This is a genomic window from Brasilonema sp. UFV-L1, from assembly GCF_012912105.1.
Lineage (GTDB): Bacteria > Cyanobacteriota > Cyanobacteriia > Cyanobacteriales > Nostocaceae > Brasilonema.
On sequence record NZ_QMEA01000171.1, the window covers coordinates 1 to 12817 of the forward strand.

10 protein-coding genes and 1 pseudogene are annotated in these 12817 nt (G+C 40.8%); 7 read left to right on the forward strand and 4 right to left on the reverse strand.

Annotated features, from left to right (window positions below; translation table 11 throughout):
* The 3 genes and pseudogenes from DP117_RS36630 to DP117_RS30260 form a co-directional block, all read left to right on the forward strand.
* Window positions 1–237: pseudogene (locus DP117_RS36630) on the forward strand (hypothetical protein); the annotation flags it as partial.
* Window positions 238–258: 21 nt separating this feature from the next.
* On the forward strand, window positions 259–465 hold the full coding sequence (locus tag DP117_RS36635; protein WP_248277892.1) for a hypothetical protein: 207 nt from the start codon (window positions 259–261) through the stop codon (window positions 463–465).
* A 147-nt stretch (window positions 466–612) separates the two neighbouring features.
* Window positions 613–978, forward strand: a complete 366-nt coding sequence (locus DP117_RS30260; protein ID WP_211176427.1) for a hypothetical protein — start codon at window positions 613–615, stop codon at window positions 976–978.
* Window positions 979–1699: 721 nt separating this feature from the next.
* On the opposite strand, the gene DP117_RS30270 is transcribed toward DP117_RS30260, so the two are convergent.
* Together DP117_RS30270 and DP117_RS30275 are read right to left on the reverse strand one after the other, a co-directional pair.
* Window positions 1700–2332 (reverse strand): arsinothricin resistance N-acetyltransferase ArsN1 family B, encoded by a 633-nt coding sequence (locus DP117_RS30270; protein WP_169221901.1) that lies wholly within the window; start codon window positions 2330–2332, stop codon window positions 1700–1702.
* 379 nt (window positions 2333–2711) lie between these two features.
* The gene (locus DP117_RS30275) at window positions 2712–3296 is read right to left on the reverse strand and encodes a DUF4168 domain-containing protein (RefSeq protein WP_211176428.1); all 585 of its coding nucleotides are present in this window, start codon (window positions 3294–3296) and stop codon (window positions 2712–2714) included.
* Window positions 3297–4225: 929 nt separating this feature from the next.
* Between DP117_RS30275 and DP117_RS30280 the strand changes: the two genes are divergently transcribed.
* Window positions 4226–5725, forward strand: a complete 1500-nt coding sequence (locus DP117_RS30280) for a UDP-N-acetylmuramoyl-L-alanyl-D-glutamate--2,6-diaminopimelate ligase (protein ID WP_169221902.1) — start codon at window positions 4226–4228, stop codon at window positions 5723–5725.
* Window positions 5726–5798: 73 nt separating this feature from the next.
* Here the strand turns inward: DP117_RS30280 and DP117_RS30285 are convergent, their stop codons facing one another.
* Window positions 5799–7013, reverse strand: a complete 1215-nt coding sequence (locus tag DP117_RS30285) for a VCBS repeat-containing protein (RefSeq protein ID WP_169221903.1) — start codon at window positions 7011–7013, stop codon at window positions 5799–5801.
* Between the two features lie 573 nt (window positions 7014–7586).
* Here DP117_RS30285 and DP117_RS30290 point away from each other — a divergent pair.
* Complete coding sequence (locus DP117_RS30290; protein WP_169221904.1) at window positions 7587–8126, forward strand: universal stress protein; 540 nt, start codon at window positions 7587–7589, stop codon at window positions 8124–8126.
* A gap of 133 nt (window positions 8127–8259) precedes the next feature.
* Here the strand turns inward: DP117_RS30290 and DP117_RS30295 are convergent, their stop codons facing one another.
* The gene (locus DP117_RS30295) at window positions 8260–9486 is read right to left on the reverse strand and encodes a VCBS repeat-containing protein (protein WP_169221905.1); all 1227 of its coding nucleotides are present in this window, start codon (window positions 9484–9486) and stop codon (window positions 8260–8262) included.
* A 537-nt stretch (window positions 9487–10023) separates the two neighbouring features.
* Between DP117_RS30295 and DP117_RS30300 the strand changes: the two genes are divergently transcribed.
* Window positions 10024–10278, forward strand: coding sequence for a hypothetical protein (locus tag DP117_RS30300; RefSeq protein ID WP_169221906.1), 255 nt, complete (start codon window positions 10024–10026; stop codon window positions 10276–10278).
* A gap of 672 nt (window positions 10279–10950) precedes the next feature.
* A partial coding sequence (locus tag DP117_RS30305; RefSeq protein WP_248277893.1) for a HEAT repeat domain-containing protein occupies window positions 10951–12817 on the forward strand: 1867 nt, incomplete at its 3' end.

A 12817-nucleotide genomic window follows, 5' to 3' on the forward strand; every position in this document is an offset into this window, starting at 1 on the left:
TGTACTCAGGTCGGTGTAGGTAGTTCACTCAATGAAATCGTCATAGTATCCTGGGTATTAATTTTCATCTTTTGGTTAGCTCCCTGGCAAGGCATTGCAGATGCTCGACGAGACGCCGGTCAAAACTCCACCTTACCTGTGGTAGCGTTAATTACACCTGAAGAGAAATTTGGATTGGGACGTAAACTTGATGACGTATTCGCCGATCCACCTTTGAAAGGTTATCGAATTCTATGAGATAGAGGTTTATTCGATGACTTGCGAGGAAAGGAAGATACTGATATTAGCAATCCTAACCAACCGAGAGTTTGGCGCATACTTTTAGAACGTGGTGGTTGGATTTATTTATTTCAAGCATTACCTGCAAATGCAAAAGCAAATGAGCATCCATTAGTGTTAGCTATTCAACAAGGTGAGAAAGGACATATACTCATTCGCAGTCCAGAAGTTTTTAAAAGCAAATAACTAAGCAAGCTTCAAACAGTTATCAGTTATCAGTTATCAGTTATCAGTTATCAGATAAAGAAAGCTGCTTATTTTGATAACTGTTTACTGTTGAGGATGTGCGTTATTGGTTATGATAAATTATGGGATAGTATTACAATCTCCAAAATGACCACAGCTTACGAGAAACTTGATTTACGCAATATCCCCAGTTACTCGATTTCTGAAGCAGCACGCTATCTGCTGATTCCGGTGGGTACGCTGCGTTCGTGGCTTCATGGTCGTTTTTACCCTAGTAGTGAAGGTAAACGCTTTTTTCAACCACTGATTTCGCTTCCAAGCCCAAAGATACCACAGCTTTCGTTTACGAATTTGCTAGAAGCTCATATACTGCGTGTCATTCGTAAAGATCATCAAATTCGCTTAGACAAAGTTCGTACGGCTTTAGATTATATCGACTGTCAATTTAATGTACCTCATCCTCTGGCTCGAATAGAATTTCAAATTAGTAAGTCAAACTCGTCAGCGGGTTGATTGTTTTCGTCGCAATTGTGAGGGAAGATGGGTTCTTTACAGTTACAGAGCAAATCAAGAATTACATTTAACCAGCGTGAATTTTTCTTGTTCCCTAGCTGAGATATATGAAGATGTATTCTTTCCTGAAACTTTTAACCCCACTTCTATTTAATCGCATAAAGCGATTCTTGAGTAATTAAGTGCGATCAGACTAGTTGATGGTGTGAAATGTGGGTTCTATACATTCACAAAACGGACATACTGTTCATCAATTGATGGCGTTTTTCATAAATAAAGACAAAAATGCTTTTTTAAAAACTGGCGAATGGGCAAGGAGAAGTAGCGCATAAGCTGCACTGTCCAATATAGAACTGTATAAATCATTATGACTGGAGAAAGCCATTTTAGCCACTGTAGATGAAATCCAAAATGAGAGAGTCCCAAGAGCAAAGCATCATCTACGAAACTCAGCAAAAAGGGTAATAACTGATTCAAAAAACTTTGACTGGGGGTTTTTAAGTTAATATCCATAATCTGAAGATATCAACTTCATCAACGAAACTTTCACATTCTTAAGGCATAACCTGAATCATTCAGTAGATAGTCTTTATTGTTCGGTACTTTTCGCGCTCTATATGGCTTCAGATATAATTAAAGAGGGAAATTGTGCAAAGCAGGAGTGAATCATAAGTTCTTCCTAGTTGGGGGCGATCGCCTCTTCAAAGCAAGCACAAAGCCCTCACTTGTTGTGGCGTCTAATTTCTGCTGAATCGACAGCAAGCTTGAGGAACGGTATCCCACTTGCCAAAGCGTATTCCAATTCTGAAGTATTACGTAATGTATTGATATTGATAGGAGGCTTGGGATTGAGTACTCGTGGTTGCAGAGATAACTCATACCATATAACATCATGCCACGCACCACACTTGTATCCTACATCTCGGTAGACTCCAATTGGCTGAAATCCCATCACTTCATGAAGCTTTTCACTACCTGTGTTTGGGAGAGTCGCACCTGCGTAGGCGCTGTAATAACCTTGAAGTACTAAAATTTTAAACAGTGACGTATATAAAGCTCGTCCGATACCTGAACGACGAACACCCTCACGAATATAAACGGATACATCAACAGCCCACTGATAGGCAGATCGGTCTCTATGAGGTGCAGCATAAACATATCCTAGAACTTTCCCATCATGTTCACACACCAGCCAAGGTAACTTCTGTATAACTTTTGCAATGCGCTGCTGCATTTCATCTAGAGTTGGTGGTTGAATCTCAAAAGACACAGGTGAATCATCGCAAAAGGGAGCGTAAATTTCCAGAATTTGCTCGGCATCTTTTTCAGTAGCAATCCGGATAATGGATGACATAAAAACCACACTCCATTAACAGTTGAAATGATATTTACAGTGGTACAATACAGTAGCAAGCATGACAGAAATGTTCATCTTGTTCCTTATGCTGAAAGTTTGAGTAAAAGTTTGTGTACTATCTGCTATTTTTTCCAAGGTAACTTTGTGCCCATTTCAGTTAACGCAGAGAAGATAAGGTAGAGGATGAGAAGACTAGCGCTCAAGAGAAAAAGAACAACTTCGTTATCCATAATGACTTAGAAGTGATAACCAGTACTGATAAAATGATATTACTTATAGCGCTTTTCAATTGACTGAAATACACATTTTCTGTCATGATAGGGTGAGCATGAACCATGCCCACCCCCCTTTATTCTCAAGCTCTTCGGCTTAACGACTAGCTTTTAATCATTTCCCTGACTTTTTGCTGAAGTGTTGGGTCTTGTCTGACTGCTGCGTTAATTTGCTTGAAACGTTCTGGTTGTAGCCCTTCCTTTTGTAGGATCTGCTGCATCTTTGTATTCGTTTCTTGCTGAACCGATCTTAGACTTGTGAAAGCCTTATCAAATTGCTGCTTTTCCTGTGAGGTAATTGCTTTTGCTGGCTGCTGGGAAGGGTTTTCCTGTGCTTTATTGATTTCCAAAAATCGTTGTTCACTCAAACCAGACTTACTAACGATTTGTGTTATTTGCTGGTTTGCACCCTGTTCAATCACTAGCAACTGTTTTAGGGAACTTGCAAATTTTTGAAGTTCCTCTGGACTCACTTTGGTTGTTCCAGAAGTCTGGGGTGTTACCGGAACTTGAGGTTGAGAAGATGGTGATGTCGGTTTTGGCGCTTGTGCATAAGCCGACAGGCTGCTGACAAGTAGAAAAACAGAAACATAGCTACCTATCAGAATTTGCTTGAACACGTTGAGTTCCTCCTTGGGGATTTCCAGCCCAATGTTCAGAGAATTTGTTAAGTTTCTTGAATCGGGCATGGGTTTCCATCGATTTGTCAGGCATATCTTAAAGGCAGGACTGAAACAGGAAACAAGAGTTCCTGTTTATCACTAACAACTCTAGGTATGCTCTATCGTAGTACAGCTTAATACATATTAACGAAACGATACTTCTATTTGTGTGTGTTTGTTTCGATATTAAGATTTCCATTATATTCGCTTTTAAAAGTGCTAGTATCTATAAATACGATACTATGCTCTGCATATAGCACTTGTTCACTCTAGCCAAGAGTACACACACAATAGAGAAATCAAGACTATTGCTGGATTGCTCGTCTCTAATCTTACCATTACTACAATGAGCAAGAAATAGAAACACCCTTTATTTCCTTAAGGAGAAAGCGATTGATAAAGTTATCGTTGCTGTGTAGATAAATAGAAAAGAACGTGATCTCGTTTAGAGACGGACTGGTCTCCATCAAAGTTGCTAGTCCCTGAAGCTGTGGTTTCCTGATTTTTACTGATGCTAGGAACTATAAGCTTAAGGAGTAGTGGCGTCCAAACAGCAACACATACTAAGGTCAAAAGACTTATCAGTGTTTTCCTGCGAACACTTTTTTTATTTGATTTGGGTAGTTCTGATTGACTACAAACTGTCTGTGGGGACCAGAAATGGTCATTGAAGTTGTAGTAACTCACGGAGAAACTCTCTTGTTGATTAGGTGACACCAAAGTGTATCAAACTTTTTCTGATCTTTTATGAAATTTTTCTTAAAAAAGTCAGAAGTTTAAGTAAATTAACAGAGGAGTTTGTAGAGAAGAGACATGCAGGGCATAAGAACGAGAGAAACGAGAGAACGCAAGTATTACAGTTGACAGATAGATTTTCTGTGTTCTGAAAATATTTGTATAAACAAAAAATATAGTGCAGAATAAGCGCAATCAAAACGTGTGACGAGGTTCACAAAATGAAACTGCGGGAATTACTAGCGAATGTAGATGGTGTTGTGCAGCTACCACAACATCCAGCAATGGATGCTGAAATCAAGAATTTAAAGACAAATTCCCATGCTTGCGTTTCAGGAGATTTGTTTATTGGAATGCCTGGAACACGAGTTGATGGTGGGGATTTTTGGCCTAGTGCGATCGCCTCTGGGGCTGTAGCGGCGATTATTTCTCCTCAAGCAGCACAGAAGCATCTACCGACACCAGAAGTTTGTGTGATCACTGCTGATGACATGACAAAAGCTTGTGCCCAATTGGCAGCTGCTTTCTACGGCTATCCTGGGCAAAAACTGAAACTGGTAGGTGTGACGGGCACAAATGGTAAAACCACAACCACTCACCTAATTGAGTATTTTCTCCATCAAGCAAATCTGGCGACAGCATTAATGGGGACTCTTTATACTCGTTGGCATGGTTTTGTCCAAACTGCTGTCCATACAACACCGTTTGCTGTGGAACTACAACAGCAGTTAGCGACTGCTGTGGATGCTGGTAATGAGTACGGGGTGATGGAAGTAAGTTCTCACGCTTTAGCTCAAGGTCGAATTATGGGTTGTCAGTTTGAGGTAAGCGTATTTACTAATCTTACCCAAGACCATTTGGATTTTCACCGTGATATGGAAGATTACTTTGCAGCAAAGGCACTGCTTTTTAGTCCTCAATATCTCAACGGACGAGCAATCATTAACGCTGATGATTCTTATGGTAAGCGGTTAATTGCATCTTTAAATCCAGAGAAAGTGTGGAGTTATAGTGTCAACGATTCTACAGCACATTTGTGGATGAGTGAGCTGAGTTACGAACCGAATGGTGTGAGTGGTACATTACATACGCCAAAAGGTGAAGTTGCTTTTCGTTCACCACTTGTTGGTCAATATAACTTAGAAAATTTACTCGCAGCAGTCGGAGCTGTTTTACAATTGGGGTTAGATTTGCAGTTAATCGCTTCTGTCATACCTGAATTTCCTGGAGTTCCGGGACGGATGGAAAGAGTGCAAATTATTCCCGACCAAGATATCAGCGTGATTGTGGATTATGCCCACACACCAGATAGTTTGGAGAATTTGCTCAAAGCTTCGCGTCCATTTATTCCAGGGAAAATGATTTGTGTGTTTGGGTGTGGAGGCGATCGCGATCGCACGAAACGTCCGAAAATGGGTAAAATAGCTGCTGACTTAGCAGATATCGCTGTGGTGACATCTGACAATCCCCGGACTGAAGACCCACAGAAGATATTACAGGATATTTTAGAGGGAATTCCAGATACAGTGAAGCCGATAGTGATAGGCGATCGCGCGACTGCTATTCGTACTGCTATCTTGCAAGCGCAACCTGGAGACGGCGTTTTGCTTGCAGGAAAAGGGCACGAAGACTACCAAATTTTAGGAACTGAAAAAATCCATTTTGACGATCGAGAACATGCACGAGAAGCTTTAGAACAAAGGATGAAAATAAAAAGATAAAAGAAACACGCACGCAGATGATATATTATCATCTGCGTTTGCGGTCATTTCTAATCTGCATTACCAAAAAGTTTTAGAAAACAGACCACTCTACCGGAACAGTCTCTGTAGAAGCTGCAGAAGCTGTGGTACCATTCATCTGCCAAATCAGATTTTCTCCAGTATCGTATCTGCGCCAGAAGATATCACTCTTACCATCACCATTGTAATCGCCAACACTCGGTTGCCAGGATACATCAGTTGCGGGCAAGAAAGCCGAAGTATCAACTGATGTCCCATCCATCAACCAGGCAGTGTTTTCACCTGTTTGAGTATTGTGCCAGAAGATATCAGTTTTGCCATCGCCGTTGAAATCACCAGTGCTAGATTCCCAAGAAGAGTTCTGTTTTTCCAGAGAACCTGAAGTGACAAAAATACCATTCATCAGCCAAACAGTATTTTCATCCGTTTGAGTATTGTGCCAGAGTAAATCGGTTCTATCATCGCCGTTGAAATCACCAAGGCTATAATTCCAAGATGTGTCCACTTCTGATAGAGAATACTCTGATGAATTAGTACCATTCATAAACCAAATGGCGTTTTCACCCGTTGTCTGATTACGCCAAAAGATATCATTCTTACCATTACCATCGAAATCGACAATACTGTAAGACCAAGATGAGTCAGTCTTGGATAGAAAAGCCGCAGTAGTAACTGATGTCCCATCCATCAACCAAGTAGCGTTCTCACCATTTTGAGAATTGCGCCAGAAAATATCACTTCTGCCATCACCATTAAAATCAGCAATGCTATAAGTCCAAGATGAGTCTACTTTCTCCAAAGCAACCTCAGAAGCAACTCTTGTGCCATCCATCAGCCAAATAGCATTCTCACCCGTTGTCTGATTGTGCCAAAAAATATCAGTTTTGCCATCGCGGTTGAAATCGGCATAAGCAAAGTCCCAAGATGAGTCTACCTTCGTCGGCAACAATTCTGCTGTCTGGTTTGTACCATCCATCAGCCAAATAGCAGTTTCACCAGTTTGAGAATTGCGCCAGAATTTGTCAGTTTTACCATCACCGTTAAAATCGGCAACAATTGTTGAGGTATCATTGAACAAAGGATTGGGATTTTCTTGTGCAGTGACAGCTTCTGTTGGCTGCAACGAACTCTCTAGTGACGATTGTGAAGAGCTTCCAAGGCTCAAAGTAGAATTGAAATTATCCGTGTCTGCAAAACTATCGGAGTTTGAGAGAGATTGCAATGCACTAGTACCTCCAGAAGAGTCCAAAGTTGGGGATTCAAACATGATGTTTGTTTATAACTAGTGTTCATTAAATTTTTAACTGTTTTTTTTTAATGTTTCTGTTAAGAATTAACATCTGCTATTTTTGTTAGTTTTTCAAAACAGCATTTAATTCTTCATCATATGTTTCTAAATAACATATAGCAATCCTAAATCCTGAGCCGCTACGTGTACGCACTCGCGTTCGTGAAAAGTCAGAAGCCCGGTAACTTCTGCGAAACCGGGCTTCTTGAGAGACGCAATTTTTACAAAAAACTGGATTTAAGTCTTCATCATATGTTTTTAAAAACATATTTTTGTTCTATGCTTTTGGTACGGCTAGCGCAGAGTAGACGTATAAATACATATGCGTAGCATCTGTGAAAAGAGATATATAGTAATAATTTTTAAAGAACTGTGCCTGACTTACTCACAAATTCCTCAAATTTTTTTCCTACAACTATAACTAAGAGACGACTTTTAAGACACAGAGTAAGGAAGTGGTGTAGTTCAAGCTATTGAAAAACGCTGTTATTCAAGACTCGTCACTTAAAATTCTAAACTTTTGTCAACTATTATTTAACAATAGGAGTTTATATGTTTCATAAAATTTTAGCTGCATTAGACGCATCTGAGATGGGCAATTTAGTTTTTGAGCAAGCACTTGGCTTGGCGAAAAAGACTGAAGCTTCACTCATGCTGCTGCACGTCCTATCTGCTGAAGAAGAGGGTAGCCCATACATGCCTATGTTATCAAGTGTTGATTGCTATCCTGGACTAGGTGCTCAAAATCTTGAATTTTATCAAAAGCAGTGGGATGCTTATGAAACTGAAGGTTTGAAAATGCTGCGCTTACGAGCTACTGAAGCTTTATCTGCAGGTGTCAATGCCGAATTTACACAAAATATTGGCTCTCCAGGTCGAATTATCTGTGATTTAGCTCGTAGTTGGGGTGCTGATTTAATTATAGTTGGGCGGCGGGGTCGCTCTGGTCTGACAGAATTTTTACTTGGTAGTGTGAGTAATTATGTTTTACATCATGCTGCTTGTTCAGTGTTTGTAGTGCATCGTCAAGCTGATATCAAAGACACTGAGGTTCAAACGCAGACATCTGCACAAGTTGCAACTACCAACTAAATTTTTGGGCTTCTGTCGCAGCTAGCTAAAAATAAAACCACAGATGAACACAGGTGATTTATCTATGTCCATTTGTGGTTATTAATACAAAACACAGACTTTTGCAAAAAGTCTATTCAAAAATTTCTAAAAACTAATACCACTCCTTATCAAGTGATTGTGTGGTAGATTCAGTAGCGGTAGAACCATTCATCAGCCAAACTTTGTTTTCACCTGTTTCGTTATTGCGTAAGAAGATATCGCTCTTGCCATCGCCATCAACATCGCTAATGCTTGGTGTCCAAGCTGAACTTAGGGTTCCTAGAGCAGTGTCGCTAGTGACATTTGCGCCATCCATCAGCCAAACTTTGCTTTCACCAGTTTTTTGATTGTACCAGAACAGGTCTGTCTTACCATCACCATCAAAATCGCCAACACTGGATGTCCAGTCTGCACCGAGAGTCGGTAAGGCAGCCTCAGAAGCAACGTTTGAGCCTTCCATCAGCCAGACAGAGTTCTCGCCTGTTGTCTTATTATTCCAGAGAATGTCGGTTTGATAATCACCGTTGAAATCTGCAAAGCTAGCTTCCCAATCTGTACCAACGGTTGCTAACGTCGTTTTAGAAACGCTGTTACCATCGACTAACCAAACAGCATTTTCACCTGTTTTCTCATTACGCCAGAAGATGTCAGTCTTACCATCACGGTTGAAATCAACAATACTTCCTGTCCAGTTTGTGTCAACTGTTTCCAAAGAAGACGAAACGAGAATTTGTGTACCATCCATTACCCATACTGCATTCTCACCTGTTTCGGTATTGCGCCATCCAAGATCAGTTTTGCTGTCACCATTGAAATCAGCAACACTGAAAGTCCAATCTGAACCCATATTCATCACAGGTGCTTCAGACGTGATTGTAGTACCATCCATCAGCCAAATGGTGTTATCACCAGTTGTGGTATTGCGCCAGATGATATCTGTTTTATTATCAGCGTTAAAATCGGCAATTTCAAAGTCCCAATCTGAACTCATTGTCTTCAATGTCACCTCAGAGGTCACATTTGTACCATCCATCAACCAGATAAGTGTTTCACCAGTTTCAGAGTTACGCCATAACTTGTCGTCCTTTCCATCACCATTGAAATCAGCAAAAATTGCTGCACTATTAAATACAGGATTGGGATTCGTCATATTAGGATTGATTGCAGCCTCATAAGACTCTTGACCTGCATCTAATGAAGATTGTGAGGATCCACTCAAACTCGAAGTATTTAAAACACTATTGTTCTCAAAACTATTTGTGGGTTGAATATTTGATGTACTAGTAGAAGTTGTCGTGTCTAAAGCTGAAGAGCTTGAGGTGTTTTGAGATTCCAGCATGGTGTTTCTCTATCACTAGTGTTCATCAATGGTTGTAACGTCTTTTTGATTTTGTTTTTGTCAAGAAATAACATATTGATTGTTTTCATTCTTTTTGTTGAATACTTGAAGTGATTGCCAGAAATTATAAGCATAGATGCTGATAAAAATGTTAGTAAATAACATTTGAAATATTTGATTAAGTACTTATTAGTTATCATAAAATCTTTGAAAAGTATATTTTGTCATGATGACGTGAAACAAAACAGAACGTGTCTGCTACGGACGCAGAAGCTAACGCGCTACGTATAGGATACCCGTAAGGACTTAGTACTGCATTTCATAAATTCGTATCTCGCAATAACGGCTTGTAGTTGCGGCTACACGAACAAAGCCTGCAAAGACAGGCTAAGGATTTAGCACATCTTCATAAAGAAACTGCATAACTTACTGGAACTTTATATTTACTCCTATTTTGCTAAAACTGCATATTTTGTCAGAAAAACACCTATGTAGTAGTGAAGTTATATTCTGAAGAGTTTTTTCAGGAGGGAAAAAATGAAATCACAATATTTGATAGCTCCATTAATTATAGGAATAATGACTGTATCAGCTAACTATGCTAATACACATAATTTATTGCTCTTAGAAAACGCGCCTCGCACTGTCAAAACTATTCAAAAAAATAAGCTGCAAGCTAGAGTACCAGCAGATCGAGGAGTTCCAACTCGTCGGGAAAGTGGTGGTGCTCGCAGTATCAAACAAGTTGAACTCAAGGAGATTCAGCAGCATTTAATAGCAGCAGAAAAATAAAAAACAAGAGTCGAGCATCACTTCCGGAAAAGACAAGGAAAAAAGGGGAAATATCTGATGATTGTTTTGGTATTTCGTACTTCATGCAATCTTGAAATCTAGAGTTTAAACTAAAAGTCAGCGATATGCATGATTGCGTCTGTTATTCGCTCGCGATCGCGCTGAGTACCTGCGCGATCTGCGCTCCGCGCAGCAGCGTTTGCGCAGCGCCCCCTGAGGGGCTAGCTATCGCCCAAGCCAAAGCTTCCAAAGGGAGCATCATACCAATTCAAAATTCGCTCATTCAAAATTCGCTCATTCAATCCGGAAGAAAGCCTAAGATAACAAGGGTTTGTGAGTGTGTATCTGTCGCGTTCTTTTTTCAAATTGGTATCACCACTAAAAAAAAGACAAATATACTAAAAGCTAACTTAACTATAGATAGAAAAAATAGATATAAAAAAATGGATAAAAGTTACGACTGGAGCAACCTTATAGATTAAGTCAACAAAAAAGTTTTACCCAAAAGGCGATCGCGCCCCGGCAAGTCTTTCTTTGTCCATAGCGATCGCAGCTCCTGCGAAGCATCGCCAACTAATAGTACAACCAGAAGCACAAAATCCAAAAGCGACTTATATTAATGAGTAAATCACATCAGAAACCATATCAGCCGTTAATCAGTCAACCTTCCACATGAGCGCAGATTTTCAGGAATACCTGCAATCTCTATGTCAAGCTTACCAAGATTGGTGGAGCTTGTACACTATCACGGATGTGGAAGGGTCTAAACCAGCACAACGAAAAAGTAGAACGTCGCTGTTTGATTTTGGCTTGATGGTGCAAACGGTAGAGCAAAAGCAGCAGGAGAGAAGCGAGACAGCAGAGAAAATAGAACGTTTACCAGTGCAGGAAGGCTTACGTAAATATGCTGTTAATCATGTGCTACTTGTAGGAAGACCAGGTTCCGGGAAGTCCACAGCTTTAGCGCGGCTGTTGTTGGAAGAAGCAAGAAATTTTGTCATTGCGAGTGCAGCGAAGCGAAACGAAACAATCTCCTCCACAACAGAGTCTGTCATTGCGAGTGCAGCGAAGCAAAACGAAACAATCTCCTCCACCACAGAGTCTGTCATTGCGAGTGCAGCGAAGCGAAACGAAACAATCTCCTCCACCACAGAGTCTGTCATTGCGAGTGCAGCGAAGCAAAACGAAACAATCTCCTCCACAACAAACCATGTCATTGCGAGTGCAGCGAAGCGAAACGTAGACGCTATAGCGGCTTCCCGCAGGGTAGCAATCTCCTCCACAACTCGGATACCCATCCTAGTAGAACTCCGCCAGTACAACACCTCTGTCTTTGAACTCATTCAAAACTTCCTCTGGCGTCACGATTCCAACTTAACCTTTGACAGCGAAACTTTAAAAACTTGGTTGCGACAGGGACAATTTTTGCTGCTGCTGGATGGAGTCAACGAGTTACCCAATGAAGAAGCACGGCGAGATTTAAAAACCTTTCGACAGAATTACCCAAACACACCAATGATTTTCACCACGCGGGATTTGGGCGTGGGTGGTGATTTGGGAATTGAGAAAAAGTTGGAAATGCAGCCCCTGACAGAAGAACAGATGCAGCAGTTTGTTCGCGCTTATTTGTCAGAACAAGGTGAGGAAATGCTGCAGCGGTTGGGTGGAAGGTTGCGGGAGTTTGGTGAAACACCGCTGTTGCTGTGGATGCTGTGTGAGTTATTTAGAACAACGGGCAATGTTCCACCGAATTTAGGTTTAGTGTTTCGCTGCTTTGCTCAGAGTTATGAGCGCAATCTTAAAGATGATATCCCGGTTTCTGGTGAGTCGCGCCGTTGGTGGCAAGAGTTATTGCAGCATTTGGCGTTTGAGATGATGCAGGGAGAAACGCGTACAGAGTTGCGAGTCACGATTGAGAAGCGAGAAGCGGAAGCAATTTTCACGAAGTTCCTTGAAGGTAAAGTTGATTATCCTGCGAGTCGGGCGAAAGAATGGTTAGAGGATTTGCTCAAGCATCATTTAATCCAAGTTGCCAGCAATAAGCAAATAGAGTTTCGTCACCAGCTGCTTCAAGAATATTACGCCGCAGAATGTTTACTTCAGCGCTTTATCAATATTAGTGATGATAAGTTAAAACGAGATTATCTCAATTATTTGAAGTGGACAGAACCTTTAGCGCTGATGTTGGCGTTGGTGGAAAAAGAAGCGCAGGCGGTGCGAGTGGTGGAGTTAGCCTTGGATGTGGATTTGGCGTTAGGCGCAAGGTTGGCGGGGGAAGTGAAGCGAGATTTTGAGGAGAAAACAGTTGGTTTAATTTTAGGCTTAGATGTTCCTGAATTACTCAAAATTGAGTTTTTGGTTATCACGCCATCTGACTACAGAGTCAAATTTTTAATTGATAGATTACAACATAAAGATTCTGATGTGCGTAGGAGAACCGCAGATGCATTAGGAGAAATCAAAGATACCCAGGCAGTACAACCTTTGATTCAAGCTTTGAATGATGAAGATTCTTTTGTGCGTAGGAGTGCCGCATCTG